The following is a 17,157-nucleotide window of genomic DNA, read 5'->3' on the forward strand; positions in this document are numbered from 1 at the left end:
GGAGAGTACGTTGGGTGCGATCAGTTTTGCGAATGAGACGCACTTGCTCTGCGCCACACAAGGGGCGCTCCAGGCTGTTCTACAGCGATATAGGCAATGTCGTCCACAGATTTGATGCCGGGAATAAACACCGCTGCCTTGCCATCGTCCGTAACAGTGGCGGATGCGGGAAAATACCGCAGAGCAACTGTTCTGGCTGAAATAAGTCCTTCGTCGGGGCTTTCAAACAAGGCCCTTGCTGCCTGTTGCAACAGGCTTGCAGTGGTGGCTGTACGTATCCTGGCTGCCACATGGACTTTGCCCTGGGGCAGGTTGCCGAAAAACGCAATATTGCATGCCACCAGCGCGCGAGCACCGGGCGCTTCAAAGACGCGCAACGTTTGCGACTCGTTCCACGGCACAAGACCACGCCAATCCGTTGAAAAAAGGTTTACCTCGCGGATGTCGTAGCCGGGAAAGAAATACTTGTCTGTTTCCGGGTAGTCTACGCTGCGCAGGGTGTTTTGGTGGTGCGTGGCAATGACCGGCTGCGCCATAAGAAAAACGCGGGCCTCAAGCAGTACGCTTGAGAGCAGCAGGGTGCAGAATATGATAAAAAGAGCTTTGGCCCTGATGCTTGAGGGGTTCAGGGCTGCAAGCAGGGAAAACGGGCAGAGCACGGCAAAAAAGAAAGTTGCGCTCATGGCCCTGTAGGGTGTTGAGGGGCTGGCAATAAAGGCTGCAAGGCTGGCCTGGGCCATGAGAAAGAAAATTACGGAAGGGACCCAGGCGGCAGGCTTTAAAAGCCCCCGGCGGCGCAACAGCCATGCAAGCGCCAGGGCTGCAAGAAAATAAGGCAGCATTTCAATCTGTTGCGTGCCCCAGAACTCCAAAAAGCGCAAAAAAGCAGGCAGGGACAACAGCGGGATTTTTTCCGCGCCGCCAACGGCTGCGAGGCGCACGGCATTGCCCGGCGCGGCCATCATCATGCCCCAGCCAAAGGCTGCCCCCACAATGCCCGAGAGTGCCCACTCAGGCACGCTGCGAGATGTGCGCCAGCGGAACAGCGTCACGCCCAGAGCTGCAAGCAGAACCAGCATGCCGACATTTTCGTTGCTCCAGCCTGCAAGAACACCCACAAGCGCATAAAGCAGGCCGCCGGGCATGCGGAAGTCTGCCTTGTCGGCCCAAATGCGGTACGGCACAAGAAAAAGAACGCCCCACACGAGGCTGTATCCGTAATCACCCGTGCCGGTGCGCCAGAAAAAAACGGTTCCAAAGGCGGGCAGGGCAATCCACACAAGCCCGGCCATGACAGCGAGGTGCCACGCGCTCAGGCGTTCACGCCACTGCGCGCCCAAGGCCAGTAGCGAGCCGCTGGCAACGAGCAGCAGAAACATGGCTGGAGTGAGCAGGGGGTGCAGCCAGGCAGGCCCGCGCAGCAGCACGCGAGACATGAAATGCCCGATAAATTTTCCACTCCATTCCTGGTATTCGAGCACCTGCATGTCCCACAGGCCGGTGCAGCCAGGATAAATGCTCGAAAAGGCATGATCATCGCTGACCCACGGCGTCATGGCGCAGAACCATGACATGATGGTTATAATGAGCAGGCCTGTGAAAATAAGGCGATTGCGACGTAATTGAGTGGATTTTTGAGCCGCCTGTGCGGCGGAATTTAATTCAGTGTGTTGCATTTCGTAAAAGTCCTGGCCCATGCTGTCAGGGAAAAGGGCTGAAAGCCCGAGATGCGTTTCTGTAGCAGGTATCTATTAGTAAATATCTTTCGGTGTCAATGTGTTTATATGCAGCCCAAGGGGGTGTTCTGCTGATGCCGGGGAGCAGGCTGTTGTTCTAATGTTTTGACAGGTATTGTCGTTAAGAAGCAATACTGGTAGAAATTAATGCGAAAATGTCTCTCAGCCTTCAGCCCCGAACCCCCTGTAGCGAACCACGCCCACCTCTGCTTTTCGGAGTTTTCCATGCGCCAGATCAGCATCAATACTATCTGCACATTGTCCGTAACGGCAGCGGTTGTTGCCGTGATTACCGTGCTAGTCATCTACGTGTCCACCTCGTCCTACCGCATGGTTGCCGGAGTGCAGACCGAGGCCTTGAACGAAGCCAGCAAAACTGTGGCGCGTTCGGCTGAAATATACATCCAGCAGTCCGTGGACGTGGCCACCATCCTTTCCCGGCAGGAACCTGTGCTGAAAGCCTTTGCCGGTCAGCCCCAGGAAGCGCAGGAATTGTTGACAAGCTATGTCAAATCCTTGCCGGGGTATTGGTCATTTCTGCTTTTTGACCTCAAGGGGCGTATTGTTGCCGGGGTCAATTCTGATATGGGCGACCTGACCGGGGGCAACAGGGCTGATCGGGATTATGCCCGCCAGATATTCAGCGGCAAGGATGTAGCCCTGAGCGGAAGCGTCATGAAAGCCACCTCGGGCGACGTGCTGATCTACGTGGCGGCCAAAGCAGTGCGCGGCAAGGATGGCTCGTTGCTCGGCGCTGTGGCCGTGTGCCCCCGCTGGACGGATTTCACGGAAAAAACCATTGATCCTATCCGGCTGGGGCGGCGCGGATACGGCTTTACCATCGACCAGAGTGGCCGTTTCATTTCCCACAGCATGGACAAAAAGCTGCTGCTTCAGGATTATTCCAAGGAAAAATTCATCCAGGATGCGCTCGCAAAGGGCAGCGGAACCTTCAGCTATGAATGGAAAGGTGAGGACAAGTTCATGTCTGTGGCCAAAATCCCGGTTACAGGGTGGCTTGTGTGCATGAGCGCCTATGATTCCGAGCTTACAGCGCCAGCGGCGGATCAGCGGTCTGTGCTGTACATGGTGGGCCTGGGCGCGGTTGTTCTGCTGACTCTGGTGATACGCGTTGTGAACCGCAAGCTTGTGTTCGCTCCCCTGCAACAGCTCACAGATTTTACAGAAGCCGTGGCGCAGGGCGATTTCAAGGCCGTGCTCGCAGGCAAATACCGTGCAGAGATGAAACGCTTTGCCGGGCACCTCTGCACCATGGTGGACGAGCTGAAAAAACGCCTTGGTTTTGCGCAGGGGGTGCTGAACGGCATACCTACGCCATGCTACATCGTGGGCAGCGATTTCAAGGTGACCTGGCTGAATGAGCAGGTGTGCAGCTTGCTGGGCAAGGCAGATCCCAAAGATACATATCTGGGGCAGCGCTCGGGGCTTTTCACGTGGGGGGATGCCAATCATGAGACGCTGTCTGACCGGGCCATCAAGGAACGCAAGGCTCTGAACCGTGAGTTTGACTATACGACGCAGTCTGGAAAACAATTGCGGGTTTCCGTGCAGACAACGCCATTTTTTGATCTGGACGGCGGCATGCTGGGTTCCATTACATTCTGGACGGATCTGACGGAAATTTACGGTCAGAAAACGCGCATTGAAGCGCAGAATACGGCCATTGCCCAGACTGCCGTTGAGGTTTCGCAAGTGGCGGAAAATATCGCTACAGCCTCACAGCAGCTTTCGCAGCAGATCGCGCATTCGAGCGAGGGCGCGCGCGAGCAGAGTGGTCGCGTGAGCGACACCGCCAATGCCGTGGAAGAGATGAACGCCACAATTCTTGAGGTAGCCAGAAGTGCCTCGGCCACATCGGAGAATGCCGAAAAAGCCAAGCTGAAGGCGCAGGATGGCGCCCGGCTGGTGGAGGAAGTCAGTGCCGCAGTGCTGAGCATCCGCAATGAAGCAGGGCAGATGACCGACAGCATGCGCAGCCTGGGCGAGCAGGCGCAAGGCATTGGAGCCATCATGGGCGTTATTTCAGACATCGCCGATCAGACCAACCTTCTGGCGCTCAATGCAGCCATTGAGGCGGCGCGCGCTGGCGAGGCCGGACGTGGTTTTGCCGTGGTGGCCGACGAAGTGCGCAAGCTGGCGGAAAAAACCGCCCACGCTACCACCGAGGTGCGCACGGCCATTGGTGGCATACAAAGCGGCACCAATACCGCTGCGGCACAGATGGATGCCGCTGTGGAGCGCGTAACCCAGGCCACAGGGCTGGCCCAACGCTCTGGCGAGGCCCTGGCTGAAATCGTTGAGATGGTTGAATCTGCAGGGGACCAGGTGCGTTCCATTGCTACTGCCGCCGAGCAGCAGTCTGCCACATCTGAAGAGATAAACCGTGCGGTCAGTTCCATCAGCGTTATCGCAACTGAGACGGACGATGCCATGGCTCAGTCAACCGAGGCGGTTGAAGCCCTCGTGGCTCAGACCAAAAAGCTTGAACAGCTTATAGCGGCCTTGCGCTCCAGTTAGCACCGGCTACCGTGTTTTGCAAAAGCCCCTGCTGCCCGAAATTACCGGGCAGCAGGGGCTTTTGTCTGTCTGGAAGAGCAGTGGAAAAGCTGATTATGAATTTGTCTCCATCTTGCGCCAGCTTTGCAGCTCAATAATGTTGCCCTCTGGGTCGCGCGCGTACACAAAAACCGCTTCCATGTCTTTGGGGTAGGCGGCTGTGACAACCTCGCCAACCTGCCCACCACCTGCGGCAACGATCTCTGCCAGGGTTGTTTCCACGTCATCCACTTCAAATGCAATGTGCGCAAAGCCGGGGCGGTTGACCTCCGGCGGCAGGGTGTCGCGCAGACTGTCGTATGAAAAAATTTCAAGCGTTGGGTGGCTGTCGTCATAGCCGGGCAGCAGCAGATGCTCGCCAGTAATGTGGGGCTTGGGCAAACCGGTGAGCCGGTCAAGCCACGGCCCTCGCAGATCACGCGTTTGCCCTATGCTCGAGCAATGCAGCGTCTGCTTGTAAAAGGCAATGAGTCTGGCGGCATCCTTTGCAATGATATTTGTGTGCACATAGCGGAACATGGCGTCTCCTGAAGCGGTATATGGGGAATGGAAAGGCCAAAAGGCAAGCAGGCACTAGCTCGGCGCAAGACCTCGGCGCGTGGATTCTTGGGGGGGGTCCGATATGTATGCCATGCGGACGGCATTATCAATGCCAACGCCCTGCCAAAACAGGGTTTTATGACTTCTGTGATCGTTGGGTAAGAGTTATCCGGCAGTTTATTGCATGGCTATCGATTGTTGTTATTATCGATAAGGATAACTTATTACTGTTATCGTATTGATTGAATGCGCCTAAATACTATCCTTGCTTGTTGACCATGTTCTTGTCATAAAAAATGTCTAACTGTAGTGTTGAATTGGATTGTTTTTGCGTTTACTGGTAAACCTCTTGCTATGCGCTGCATGGTTTAGTAAAAAAAGTTATCTTTGCCTTACTCTAACGCAAGGATGCCTGTCATGGAAGCTATCTCCCTTAAAGAATTGGCTGTCCCTATCATAAAATCCATCGATAGCTGCAATTACCTGTTAAAGTCGCACCATAGGCGTACAGCAGTCATTGCATACCATATTGGCAAAAAAATGAATCTTGACTGTGATCAGCTCTTCAGACTGATCATTGCAGCTGCGGTTCATGATGTTGGAGCCTTGTCTGTTCAGGAGCGCGATGCGCTCATTCAGGCAGATGTGCATAATCCAAGGCCGCACTGTGAAATGGGATACAGAATGCTTTCGTCATTCGGCCCGTTCAAGGACGTTGCCAGGATCATCAGGCATCATCATATCCACTATGATGCATCGCTGGATATGGAAGAAGGCGAGGTGCTGCTGGACAGTCACATACTTCACCTTGCGGACCGGGTTGACGTGCTGATCAAGCCAGATGTTTTTGTGCTCAAGCAAAAAGCCTCGGTCATAGAAAAAATCAGGGACAACGTTTCGACCACGTTTCATCCGGATGTCTTTGCTGCCTTTGTGCAGGCATCAGCCCCGGATATCTTCTGGATTGAAATCAATAATCTCGAGCTTGATCAGCTTTTCAGGCTGGTCGATTCGTCGATGAATTTTGATCTTACACTTGAAAATGTTCTCGATTTTGCCTTGACCATTTCGCGCATCATTGATTTTCGAAGCCATTTTACTGCCTCACATTCCTACACGGTAGCCAATCTTGCCTGCGAACTAGGCAAAATATTTGGTTTTTCCCGCGAACGCTGCCTGAAGCTGAAGATCAGCGGCTATCTGCACGATATAGGTAAAATTGGGATCGACCCCGGTCTTATTGAAAAGGGAGGCCCGCTCACCGATGATGAATTCGATCAGGTCAAACTGCATACGTATTATACGGGGCAGATACTGAGCAGTCTCAGCATTTCTGAGTGGTTTTATGAAATTGTGCTCTGGGCCAAGAACCATCACGAAAAGGTCGATGGATCTGGGTATCCGTATTCCCTGCAAGATGAGAATCTGGATGTGGGTTCAAAAATACTGGCGTTTTCAGATGTGATTGCGGCCTTGATGGAAGATCGCCCGTATCGCAAAAGTCTGCCTATTGATACGGCCTTTGAGATAATCAGAAAAAGTATTTCTGCAAAGATTTCCGATCAAATGTTTGATGCCATAGAAGGGCACAAGGATGAAATAAACGCTATTGTGTTGCAGTGCCAGCAGAACATCAGGGAACAATACAGGCCGGAGTCAGTCAGTTAGCTGGCATTGCCAGTGCACTGCGCCGGGCCGCTCGGCTCTGCATTGCTCTCAGGCTATTCAGCGTATTTTTTTACGATGGCGTGAGCCAGTTCCGCATATGCCTGGGCTTTAAGAACAGACACTTGTTGCTGATCTGAAGACGCGCGTGTGTAGCGCGCACTGGCCGATGTATCCTGAATCGGCTTGGGTGAAAAAGCTTCCCACTGACCTGTTGCAACATCAATGAGAGCCATTTTCAGGCGGATTCGCATTTCCTGCGATTCATCTGGAATAATGCCGCCAACTATGGGAACCCAGGAAACCGCTTTTGTGCTCATATCTTTTTGCGCTGTTTCCAGAACCCCCCAATAGACCAGTATTTTTGTGCAATTGCCCTTTGCCGCAGCCAACCGTAAAGCTGCTGCATGACTGCTGTCGCCCTGGCCCGCAGGAATGCCGGAAAATGCCGCAACCCGATAATGCGCTTCCAAAGCCTGGATCATGCTGTCATCCGGCATGATGGCCCCTGACTGGATAAGCATGACAGAGGAGCCTTTCGGCAGGGAAAACTGTTGCCTGTTTTCCAGTGCGCGCTGGATTTCTTCCTGCGAGACTGAAGCGGTAGGATTGACCCCCAACACTTCAAATTCGGTCAACTCTCCTTTGTAAAGAGAATGGCCTGCTTGCCGCAATCTGCCCGCCTCCGCCTGATAGCCGGAATCAGAGATGGATCTGACGCCGCATCCTTGTAACGCGAGAACAACAAGTAAAATTGAAATAGCCGCGGCATAACGTAGCGGCGCGTGAGTATTCATGGTGTGTCCCGGCTATAACGAATGATTGGGCGTGTTGACAGGCTTTAATTTGCCCAGCGCACGAATATTTGTAAAGTATGGTTCTGATAAAATATGATTTCGTATCGGCTCGCAAGTGGGTGAGTTGTCAGAAAAAAAGGCGAGTTACGCGCCATTTGGGATTTTCATTACACCGGTATGGGGCAGAGCGTAAATGATGCTTGCGTTGCAATAGAAAGGGTGGGTTGCATCGCGGTACTTCGCCCTTTTGCTTGCCCACTAGATCTTTTGCTGTCGTAAAACACCTCCCCAATGGGGATGCAGTCTAGGTGTTGAATTCGTTCATGATCATGCGCACTGCGTGCAGATACGCAAAGCCGTCTTTTTGATCCGGCTCCAGATGGCAACCCTCGCCCCATTCATTCCATGCGTTGATAAAAATATATTGCAAGTTCTCCGGCAGATACTCGCGGGTGTGCTGCGCCATGGCGCGCAGGGCAGCGGTGAACACATCCACTGAGGTGCGCTCAAAAGATAGTCCGTGGCTGCCGCGCCGTGGTGTGTTGTCCCAGCCGGGGAAGACGCAGCGTAGCCGCGTGTAGGCGGGGGTTTCTTTCAGCAGCATGTCTTGCACGGTGGCAGCATAATCAAAACGGCGGGGTTCTTCTCCTGCAGTGGAGAGCATGTTCATGGGGTTCAGGTTTGGGGCAAATTCCACCATCATGTCAAACCCCAGATTGGCGGGATGCTGCCCCACGTGACATTCCACGCCAGCCAGACAAAGTTCTGTGTGCCCCATGGCCCACGCTTCTTCGCGCCATATCTGGCTATACACAGACATCAGGGGATTGCGCTCCGGTGCAAAGACCAGCAGCAGGGGTTTGCCGTCTATTCTGATATGGCGCGGGTTGTCAAAATACTGCGCCAGGTCGCGGATAATCTTCCTGGCATTTTCCGGTGAATATCCCTGCGCGATGAACGGTTTTATCCTCTGGGGCTGGGTATTGTCGTACCATGATTCGTGCGCCCAGCAGAGGCAAAATTCGTTCCGTATCAGGCGGCTTTTGTTGATGATGTGCAGGGGCGCATCTAAAAGTGCGCGGCCAGCCATGTTGTAGTAATAATAGCAGAATGCCGTAACGTTGTTATCCCAGGCGATGTGATGCTGCTTTGTCAGGATCTTTTCGTCTGTAAGATCATAGTAGCCCAGAATATCGTGAGGAATATGCGGCTGGGCATGCCCATCATACAGAGGAACGGCCCCTCGAACGTTGCACCATTCCGTAAAATTTTTGCCGTAGATGTCATTTTCTGGAATGACATGAAATTGCGGCAAATAGAACGCGATAGCTTTCATCATATTTTGCCATAGCTGTTCATTGAACATCAACAAAACCCGCCCATATTGTCTGAAGAACAAACGATACGGGAGGAGGCCGGTTACTGACGATAACGGTGAATTCTTTTTACAGAAACATGAAGAAGCCTGAAAGTCACTATGGGAAAGTGTGCCGAGGCGCATAAGGGGCTGGCAGCCGTTGAGAAGAGGCCCACACAGGCAAGCTTGCCCCAATACCGCGGGGGCAAGCCCGAATGCGCGCTTGGCTGGCGATCCTGTCATCCCATTTATCCAGCCGCACTCGGTTAGTGAAGCTCCATGCCGTTGGTGTTACACCCGCGCGTCGCATAATGCTGTTTACAATCAGTCAGCCCTGTGTTGATGTAAGCAAGCCGAAGTAGGTGATCCCTTAACCGTGAGTTTTAGCAATATGCTTGAATTTATTGATATAAAAACTTTAGTTGTTTGCTATGGTTTGTGCTGCTGTACCCAGTTTGTCGCCTTTATACTCCAGTATCGGATCAACAAGGGCGGGCAGGGAATTCAGTGGTGGATAGCGGGCAGCGTGCTGATGGTTTTTGGATTTTTCATGAATTCGTTCAGAGACGTCCAGTTAGTAGCCAGTATTGCAATATTTACTTATACAGCTTCGTTTTTGCTTTGCTTTTTGTGCATATATATTGGCCTTGCCGAATTTGTGGAAAATAAAAAACTGCTGCGTCCTGTGCTGAGTATAGTGATTGTGTCGCTGATTGCGCTGAGCTATTTGGCGTTTATTGAAGGCAGCATATTTTTACGGCGAACACTCCTTTCTTTCTCCTGTTCCATCCTATCGCTGTTTTCAGCCATTACAGTTGCTGGCGGCAACTGTAAGCATACGCTGCCTGCCAAATTTTTAAAGTATGTGTTTATTTTTAATACGCTGTGGCTTTTTGTTTTCGCGTTTTTTCCCTGGTGGGGAGGGCCGGGGATGGCCTTGTTCACAAGCCCATCCCCTCTGGCTGCAACGTATTTTCTCCTTATGACCACCAGCACCTTTTGGACAATAGGGCTCATTATGCTGGTGAGCCAGAAGCTGTCCGACCAGTTGCGTGCTTCCAAGCAGTTTCTGGAGTCCACGCTCGACGGCCTTTCCGCCAATATCGCACTCATCAACGCCGAAGGTGAGATTGTGCTGGTCAATCAGGCCTGGCGCAACTTTGCTGTTGCAAATGGCATGTCGCAGGAGTTTGTTTCCGAAGGGGTAAATTATCTACGTGTCTGCGAAGGCGTGCGTGTTGATAATGCCCTGGAAGCCAATTCATTTGCTCAGGGCATAAGGGATGTTCTTGAATGTAAGCTTGAAACGTTCTCCATGGAATATGGCTGCCACTCGCCAGAGCAAAAGCGCTGGTTTTTGGGCAGGGTCAACCCTTTCTGCGGAGACGGCCCGCGCATGGTTGTGGTGGCGCACGAAGACATTACGGAACGAAAGCTTGCAGAGATCGCCCTCGCGGAATCCAACCGCAAGCTCGAACTCATGACCAACGAGGATGGCCTGACAAAAATTTCCAACAGGCGGCATTTTGACGCCATGCTCGCTTATGAGCGAAATCGCCACATCCGCTCCGGGGCAAGGCTTTCGCTTATCATGTTGGACATAGATTTTTTCAAGAATTACAATGACACATACGGCCATGTGAAGGGTGATGAATGCCTTCAGGCTGTTGCTCAGACCGTAGCGCAATGCCTTAACCGTCCCACAGATATGGCCGCGCGGTATGGTGGAGAGGAATTTGTCTGCCTGTTGCCCGAAACCGACATTCTTGGCGCAGTGAGCCTGGCCGAACGCATACGCAAGGCTGTCATGCAGAGCGGGATTCCCCATGCGGCGTCACAGGTAGCCAGGGTGGTGACGGTCAGTGTTGGGGTCGTGTCCTGCATCTGTCAGGAATCCACGACTCCAGAGCTGATTGTGCAACGCGCGGATGAACAGCTCTATCTGGCAAAGCATGAAGGCCGTAACTGCGTTAAATTCCGGTCAGATGAAGACGGGATGTATGCCCAGATGCACAATGGGAACAGCTTGGGGCTGAAAGTGCTATGGAACAGCGAGTATGCTTCCGGCAATGCGGAGCTGGACGAGCAACACATGGAGCTGGTTTCCATTGTGAACAGCCTGCTTGAGCGAGTGCTCGCAGAGGGAGATGCTCTTGACCTCACTCCCCGGTTTAACGATGTGTACCATATTGTAGAAAAACATTTTAATGACGAAGAAGCCGTGCTGCGCAGCAGTGGGTACCCGGAGGTTGACGAGCATGCGGCCCGGCACAAAGAATTGCTGCAAAAGTGCGCTGGTCTGCTCAAACAGGATGGGGAAAACCCGGTGTCCCCTGTGCAAATGCTGCAATGCATAATACACGACCTCGTGCTGAACCACATGGTTAAGGAAGACGGCAAATACTTCGCTTTTTTAACCGGGGTTGAGACTACAGCTAAGTAACGTGGCCGCATGGATAAATTGGGGAGGCAGGCATCATTTCCACACAACGCCTCTGAGGCTGTCTTTCCAAGAGGGGGGCAGGCAGTGCTGCGGGGGGGAATAAGTTCCCTGATTTTTGTTCAGCTGGGCGATATTGCAACCGTATATAGCCGCGCCGCATTCCATCTCTTTCAGACGCAAAAACGGTGAGTTACCTTTAATGGTGACTCGCCGTTTTATTCGCTAGTGTGGCGGTGAGAGAGATTGATCCGATCTCTCATTACTTTTCATCTGTCAAAGGCTATTGATGATTAAATTGGCCAGCAGTTTCATTTGCAATAATGTCCATCAATAGGGATATGGCAACTAAGCAACTATCAAAGCAAGAAGAAGGAAAAAATTTGCAATCAAAGCAATCAATACCGCCATGGAACCTTTGTCTTTTGCGGCTTTTACAAGCTTTGATTCCTGTGGATGAATTATATCGCAAATATTTTCTATGGCTGAATTTAGTAATTCAGCCAAAAGCACGAGTGTAAAACCTGTTGGCAGTAAAATTTTCTTCCATAACGGCCATGGAACAAAAAAAAGAACAACTATCAAAACAATAAAAACAAGAAGCTCTAGCCGAAAGGCTTCCTCATGGCGAAAGGCGTCAGTAAAACCATCGATAGAATATTTTGTAGCGGAGATAAGTCGCCGACGTACTAATTCAATAAAGTTTTTCATAAGATTAAAACCTGTATTTAATCCGTCTTGTTTTTGACTATAGAATAGGCCGAATGATTTTTTCAAGGTAGAAATGCATTTTACTGCGCGTCAGACCCTGAAGATGAGAGCCGTCAAAGGGGTGTTCTTCGCCTTTGATGAAGGCAATGAATGGAATTTTTCCAGAGCCATCTCTGGAGTACGAACGATGATCCCCCCATATTGCCACTAACGTGCCTGCAGGAACCTGTGTGATATAGTCTCGTATGGCATCATCTGTCGATCTGCTGCACGAGTAAAAACCGTTATCATCTCCGGTAGTAAAATGCATTTGTGGGCACACGTCGCGCGGATTTTCAAAGGTGTGCATATTCATTGTAATTATGAATTGAAAAAAGTTTCCACTTTGAGGAATTTTGCTTAAAGCGAGCGGGAACATGTCTTGATCGGCAATTACGCCGTCTCCCCACATGTGGCGCGGCGTGATTCCTTCGCTCTGCATTTCTTCAAGGCATAAGACGTGCTCAACGCCCTGGGCCGTATATGCTGGCCCCTGGTTCATATAAAAATAGGGCATTCCATGAAAAGCAAATGAGGGTGAAATTTTCTTTGATATCTCTGACAAAAGGGAGTTTGGGAATGTTTTGGTGAATGTATAATGTATATAATTCGATGATGCAATATTTCCTGTGAAAATTTCAAAGTCAGAATTTGCAGATCCAAGCTTTTTTGCACCGTCAATGGGAATAATTATCGCGGCTTTTTGCAGGTCGTGCAAAAAAGGCATTACATATTCATCCCCAACGGTAGTGTTGAGCAGATCGTAGTCAAGACTTTCAACTTGGATAAAGATAATCTTCCCTGTTGCTTTTAAGGCAGGTATCTCTTCAATGCCGTTGGGTGTATCCATAACTGGCTGAAGTTGCATGACCCTTGAGGTATATCCTGTGAAGAGTTCTATAAGGTATGTGGCTAGATAGCCACGTTTGTGTAAAGATCGTCTTTCCGGTGGGTTCCAGTTTACAACTTCGCCAGGCTCAATTTTTTCATTTGGCCAGAATGCAGACAGCGGCAGGGAAATAAAACTTATGGCATAAACTGAAAGCAGTGCAATTAGAGAAATGATGCCAATTTTCGTTCTTTTAACGTTCAGGTTGATCTTATAAACACAAATTAGTTGAAGAATTAGGCATATTACAAAAAATAATGCCATATGTACGTGAATATAAATGTAAATAGACGATCCAAAATCAAGAGCATAATCCATGCCATTCAGAATAGCCGTTAGTGTGAGCGGCTCTTTTAGGGCTGAAGCAGCTGAAGTTAGTATGATGCTCGATATGCACTGCAATAAAAAAATAATCACACAAGTTTTTTTAGTTGCAAAAGAAAGAGCAGCAAGGCTTGCCAGAAAGTTAATGCCTATGATCGGGGCAGACGGGTGGATGCTCCAGATTTGGCAAAAAGTACTTATGCCTGCGGTGAGAGATACCAGGAAAAAGAATGGAATCCATTCTTTGATTGCGCGAAAGTTCAAGGTTGCCTCCTGGTATATTGTCGAAAATCACTATATGCCAAGAACAAAGATGTCAACGGAGCTGTATGGCGTTGCCTTTATTTCGACCGGATGTCCCCCTGACTTGGCTTGGGAGGGGCGGAACGTTGTCTGAAGCTGCGCTGAAACTAGTTTAACAGTTGATATGGATAACAGAGAGTTTTCTTGCTCCCGCCCGATTACGTTTGCCGACTGCGTGCCCAGTGCTGTTGCTGCGCGGCAGCTCAAATATCTGTCGGTAAGGCCCGCCGTTGGCTTGATCAAAATTCCCGACATCCGGCTCTACCTCAAAGACGGGGGCATAGCGGCTCCAAGAAAAAATGGGCATACCAAGCAAAGCTGGTATGCCCACCAGGGCAACCTTTGTTTTCCGACCAAAGAAAAGAAGAGAAGGCCCTGTGGAACAATTTTTAATTGGCTTGCGGGATTTTGCAATCGAAAAAGTGGTGAGTCGTATGCCCCCGGTTTTTGAGGCAAGGTGGACGGGCAAGAATACGTGCCCACACTGCGCATGCGAGAAACTACGCATCAAGGACTCATTCTGGCGGACGATCCGTAATATTTCCATTCATGGAAGGGCGTCACGCCTGGTGATTCGCTGCCACAAATACCGATGCGAAGAATGCGGTAGATATTTTAATACCAGACTTGCAGGCATAAAAGTGTGGAGCAGAACAACAGAGCTGCTCAAGCGCAACATTTTTCAGGCCTACAACAAAGGTGTTTCCTGCAAGGACATCGCCGACGAGCACCGCATAGGCGTAGCCAGCGTGGAGCGCTATTACCACCAGATGATGCAGCACAAGAGCAGCCACTGGGCAAACCGCACATGCCCGCGCATTCTGGGCATTGATGAGCATAGATTTACGCGCAGGCAGGGCTTTGCAACCACATTTTGCGACTTGGCCCGCCGCAGGGTCTTTGATGTGGTTAAAGGGCGCAGCGCCGCCGATATGCGCGATTTTTTGCAATCGTTGCAAGGCCGCCACAAAGTTAAAATGGTCTGTATTGATATGAACTCTGCGTATCGGCGACTTGTGAGGGAGTGGTTTCCCAATGCGCACATTGTTGCGGACAGATTTCATGTTATCAGGCTGGTGAATCAGCACTTTTCAGAGCTGTGCAAGGCAATTGATGAAAAACAACTTGCTTATGGGCGAGGCGGTATGATGCGTCTTTTGCTGACTCGCCGTGATCGGTTAACAAACTCACAGAAAGAGCGATTACGAGCATACTTTGCTGACAGGCCGGACATTGAATCACTGTATGAATTTTTACATGAAACAGCGGACTTATTGCGTGTACGGGCGCAAAGTGTCGATTGCTGTCGCAGGTATGTAGCTGAATTGTTAGATAAAATTGATCACCTTCGAAAAACGCCCTTCGCGCCATTGCGCACCCTGGGTAAGACGTTGCATAATTGGCGGGAAGAAGTGGCCCGAATGTTCCGGTTTACCCGAAATAACGGCATCACAGAAGGTTTTCACCGTAAAATGAAGTTGATCCAGCGGCGTGCGTATGGCTTCCGTAATTTCGAAAATTATAGGTTGAGAGTGCGCGTTCTGTGCTGCTGAAATGGCTGGAGAATTGTTCAGAAACCTGGCGGAAAAATGCCCGCTGAAGGGGCTTGCCCCCGTCTTTGGTGTAGAGCCCGCAACACTCGGAATTTCACCCCCGCTAGAACGCAAAAACGGCGAGTTACCTTTAACAGTAACTCGCCGTTTTACTTGCGTATGTGGCGGAGAGGGAGAGATTTGAACTCTCGATACAGGTTTAAGCCCGTATACTCGCTTAGCAGGCGAGCTCCTTCGGCCGGCTCGGACACCTCTCCGCATGCATCAGGCCAGCAATTAAGCGAACCGGAATGCAGAAAAGCAAGCTAGCCTAGACGGCGGCACCTGTCAAGAATGTTCTGCCATCTATAAATAAAAGGGCATCGCAAGCGGATCGTACGGCTGACACAGCCACACATTGACCGGGGGCGCAGCTTGGCGTAATTTTATGGACTTCTCATTAAATGGAACTATTGGAGCGCATTATGGCCCCCGAAAATGATACGACACCCGCCACTGTTGCTGAAGGCACCGCCACTGGCGATACCGCAAAAGTCGGCCTGGATTTCATCCGCACCCGTATAACTGAAGACAACGCTTCGGGCCGATTCGGCAATCGCGTACATACGCGTTTTCCTCCAGAGCCGAACGGGTATCTGCATCTGGGGCATGCCAAGTCCATCTGCCTTAACTTTGGCGTTGCCAAAGAGTTTGGCGGGCTGTGCAACCTGCGCTTTGACGACACCAACCCCACCAAGGAAGAAACGGAATACGTTGATTCCATCCGTGAGGATGTGCGCTGGCTTGGCGGCGTGTGGGACGACCGCGAATTTTACGCTTCCAACTACTTCGAGAAGCTGTATGACTACGCCGAACAGCTCATCAAGATGGGCAAGGCCTATGTGGACGACCTCTCGGCGGAAGAAATCCGCGAATATCGCGGCACGCTGACCGAGCCCGGGCGCGAAAGCCCCTGGCGCAACCGGGGCGTGGACGAAAATCTTGATCTGTTCCGCCGCATGCGCGCGGGCGAATTTGGCGATGGTCAAAAGGTGCTGCGCGCCAAGATCGACATGTCCTCGCCCAACGTGGTCATGCGCGATCCCACGCTGTACCGCATCCGCCATGCGGAACATCATCGCACGGGCAACAAGTGGTGCATCTACCCCATGTACGACTATACCCATTGCCTGTCCGACTCCATCGAGGGTATTACCCACTCACTCTGCACGCTGGAATTCATCAATAACCGCGAACTGTACGACTGGGTGCTCAAAACCCTCGGTGCATACCGTCCGCAGCAGATCGAATTTGCGCGGCTCAATGTCACCTATACGGTACTCTCCAAGCGCAAGCTCATTCAGCTTGTGAAGGAAGGACACGTTACAGGCTGGGATGATCCCCGCATGCCCACCCTGAGCGGTATGCGCCGCCGGGGCATCCCGCCCGAGGCCCTGCGCGAATTCTGCTCCCGTATCGGTCTGGCCCGCGCCGATTCCACCGTGGAATACTCCATGCTCGAGTTCTGCGTGCGCGAATATCTTAATGAGCATACCCCGCGCGTTATGGCCGTTCTCGACCCGGTGAAGGTGGTTATTGAGAACTATCCCGTAGGCCAGGTGGAAGAGTTTGACATGCCCTACCACCCGGAAGATGCCTCCTATGGCAGCCGCAAGGTGCCGTTCTCGCGCGAGCTGTATATTGAGCGGGACGACTTCCGCCTTGAGCCGCCCAAGAAGTTCCACCGGCTGGCCCCGGGTGCGGAAGTGCGCCTGCGCTACGCCTACTTTATCACCTGCCGCGAGGCCGTGCTGGACGATGCGGGCAATGTGGTTGAACTGCGCTGCGTGTACGACCCGGAAAGCAAGGGCGGGCAAAGCCCCGATGGCCGCAAGGTGAAGGGAACCATCCATTGGGTGTCGGCGGCACACGCCATCCCCGCAGAAGTGCGCCTGTACGACCAGCTTTTCGCGGTGGAAAACCCCAATGCCGCACCCGAGGGCAAGACGTTTCTGGATAACCTTAATCCCGAATCGCTCACAAAGGTGGAGGCCCTGCTGGAACCAGCCCTGGCTACTTTCAAGGCAGGGGACAAGATGCAGTTCGAGCGCCTTGGCTACTACTGCAAGGACAAGGACAGCACCGATGCCAAGCCCGTGTTCAACCGCACAACCACGCTGCGCGACACATGGGCCAAGCTGGAAAAGAAGGGCGCATAGCTGCTTTTTGAGCAAATATGGGTTTGAT

At 51.7% G+C, this 17,157-nt stretch carries 12 protein-coding genes and 1 tRNA gene; 5 read left to right on the forward strand and 8 right to left on the reverse strand.

Annotated elements, in window-relative coordinates:
* Positions 1 to 20 precede the first annotated feature (20 nt).
* Positions 21 to 1,676: a DUF6056 family protein gene (locus ACUZ9P_RS05660; protein WP_449248982.1), complete on the reverse strand. Its 1,656-nt coding sequence runs from the start codon at positions 1,674 to 1,676 to the stop codon at positions 21 to 23.
* A gap of 285 nt (positions 1,677 to 1,961) precedes the next feature.
* Between ACUZ9P_RS05660 and ACUZ9P_RS05665 the strand changes: the two genes are divergently transcribed.
* The gene (locus tag ACUZ9P_RS05665) at positions 1,962 to 4,274 is read left to right on the forward strand and encodes a methyl-accepting chemotaxis protein (protein ID WP_449248983.1); all 2,313 of its coding nucleotides are present in this window, start codon (positions 1,962 to 1,964) and stop codon (positions 4,272 to 4,274) included.
* Between the two features lie 93 nt (positions 4,275 to 4,367).
* Here ACUZ9P_RS05665 and ACUZ9P_RS05670 read toward each other — a convergent pair whose 3' ends face one another.
* Positions 4,368 to 4,832 (reverse strand): VOC family protein, encoded by a 465-nt coding sequence (locus ACUZ9P_RS05670; RefSeq protein WP_449248984.1) that lies wholly within the window; start codon positions 4,830 to 4,832, stop codon positions 4,368 to 4,370.
* A 438-nt stretch (positions 4,833 to 5,270) separates the two neighbouring features.
* On the opposite strand from ACUZ9P_RS05670, the gene ACUZ9P_RS05675 reads away from it, so the two are divergent.
* Positions 5,271 to 6,521: an HD-GYP domain-containing protein gene (locus ACUZ9P_RS05675; RefSeq protein ID WP_449248985.1), complete on the forward strand. Its 1,251-nt coding sequence runs from the start codon at positions 5,271 to 5,273 to the stop codon at positions 6,519 to 6,521.
* Between the two features lie 53 nt (positions 6,522 to 6,574).
* Here the strand turns inward: ACUZ9P_RS05675 and ACUZ9P_RS05680 are convergent, their stop codons facing one another.
* The 3 genes from ACUZ9P_RS05680 to ACUZ9P_RS05690 all read right to left on the reverse strand — a co-directional run bounded on the left by ACUZ9P_RS05680 (position 6,575) and on the right by ACUZ9P_RS05690 (position 9,617).
* Positions 6,575 to 7,315, reverse strand: a complete 741-nt coding sequence (locus ACUZ9P_RS05680; RefSeq protein WP_449248986.1) for a hypothetical protein — start codon at positions 7,313 to 7,315, stop codon at positions 6,575 to 6,577.
* A 304-nt stretch (positions 7,316 to 7,619) separates the two neighbouring features.
* Positions 7,620 to 8,654, reverse strand: coding sequence for a glycosyltransferase WbsX family protein (locus ACUZ9P_RS05685; RefSeq protein WP_449248987.1), 1,035 nt, complete (start codon positions 8,652 to 8,654; stop codon positions 7,620 to 7,622).
* 741 nt (positions 8,655 to 9,395) lie between these two features.
* Positions 9,396 to 9,617 carry a hypothetical protein gene (locus tag ACUZ9P_RS05690; protein ID WP_449248988.1) on the reverse strand — a complete coding sequence of 74 codons (222 nt, stop codon included), beginning with the start codon at positions 9,615 to 9,617 and terminating at the stop codon, positions 9,396 to 9,398.
* Positions 9,618 to 9,690: 73 nt separating this feature from the next.
* Here ACUZ9P_RS05690 and ACUZ9P_RS05695 point away from each other — a divergent pair, with 73 nt between their 5' ends.
* Positions 9,691 to 11,115 (forward strand): diguanylate cyclase, encoded by a 1,425-nt coding sequence (locus tag ACUZ9P_RS05695; RefSeq protein WP_449248989.1) that lies wholly within the window; start codon positions 9,691 to 9,693, stop codon positions 11,113 to 11,115.
* Positions 11,116 to 11,460: 345 nt separating this feature from the next.
* On the opposite strand, the gene ACUZ9P_RS05700 is transcribed toward ACUZ9P_RS05695, so the two are convergent.
* On the reverse strand, positions 11,461 to 11,823 hold the full coding sequence (locus tag ACUZ9P_RS05700) for a diacylglycerol kinase (protein WP_449248990.1): 363 nt from the start codon (positions 11,821 to 11,823) through the stop codon (positions 11,461 to 11,463).
* 37 nt (positions 11,824 to 11,860) lie between these two features.
* Positions 11,861 to 13,339, reverse strand: a complete 1,479-nt coding sequence (locus tag ACUZ9P_RS05705; protein ID WP_449248991.1) for a sulfatase-like hydrolase/transferase — start codon at positions 13,337 to 13,339, stop codon at positions 11,861 to 11,863.
* A gap of 416 nt (positions 13,340 to 13,755) precedes the next feature.
* Here ACUZ9P_RS05705 and ACUZ9P_RS05710 point away from each other — a divergent pair, with 416 nt between their 5' ends.
* Positions 13,756 to 14,931 (forward strand): ISL3 family transposase, encoded by a 1,176-nt coding sequence (locus tag ACUZ9P_RS05710; protein ID WP_449248906.1) that lies wholly within the window; start codon positions 13,756 to 13,758, stop codon positions 14,929 to 14,931.
* A 162-nt stretch (positions 14,932 to 15,093) separates the two neighbouring features.
* On the opposite strand, the gene ACUZ9P_RS05715 is transcribed toward ACUZ9P_RS05710, so the two are convergent.
* A tRNA-Ser gene (locus tag ACUZ9P_RS05715) sits at positions 15,094 to 15,188 on the reverse strand.
* Between the two features lie 207 nt (positions 15,189 to 15,395).
* Here ACUZ9P_RS05715 and ACUZ9P_RS05720 point away from each other — a divergent pair.
* A complete protein-coding gene (locus ACUZ9P_RS05720; RefSeq protein WP_449248992.1) occupies positions 15,396 to 17,129 on the forward strand; it encodes a glutamine--tRNA ligase/YqeY domain fusion protein in 1,734 nt (577 codons plus the stop codon).
* Positions 17,130 to 17,157 lie beyond the last annotated feature (28 nt).

This window comes from Desulfovibrio intestinivivus (assembly GCF_053570665.1).

Excerpts from the sequence above, each read along its gene's own strand:
- ACUZ9P_RS05660 (WP_449248982.1), bottom strand. The coding sequence starts at position 1,676 with ATGCAACACACTGAATTAAATTCCGCCGCACAGGCGGCTCAAAAATCC.
- ACUZ9P_RS05665 (WP_449248983.1), top strand. The coding sequence starts at position 1,962 with ATGCGCCAGATCAGCATCAATACTATCTGCACATTGTCCGTAACGGCA.
- ACUZ9P_RS05670 (WP_449248984.1), bottom strand. The coding sequence starts at position 4,832 with ATGTTCCGCTATGTGCACACAAATATCATTGCAAAGGATGCCGCCAGA.
- ACUZ9P_RS05675 (WP_449248985.1), top strand. The coding sequence starts at position 5,271 with ATGGAAGCTATCTCCCTTAAAGAATTGGCTGTCCCTATCATAAAATCC.
- ACUZ9P_RS05680 (WP_449248986.1), bottom strand. The coding sequence starts at position 7,315 with ATGAATACTCACGCGCCGCTACGTTATGCCGCGGCTATTTCAATTTTA.
- ACUZ9P_RS05685 (WP_449248987.1), bottom strand. The coding sequence starts at position 8,654 with ATGATGAAAGCTATCGCGTTCTATTTGCCGCAATTTCATGTCATTCCA.
- ACUZ9P_RS05695 (WP_449248989.1), top strand. The coding sequence starts at position 9,691 with ATGCTGGTGAGCCAGAAGCTGTCCGACCAGTTGCGTGCTTCCAAGCAG.
- ACUZ9P_RS05700 (WP_449248990.1), bottom strand. The coding sequence starts at position 11,823 with ATGAAAAACTTTATTGAATTAGTACGTCGGCGACTTATCTCCGCTACA.
- ACUZ9P_RS05720 (WP_449248992.1), top strand. The coding sequence starts at position 15,396 with ATGGCCCCCGAAAATGATACGACACCCGCCACTGTTGCTGAAGGCACC.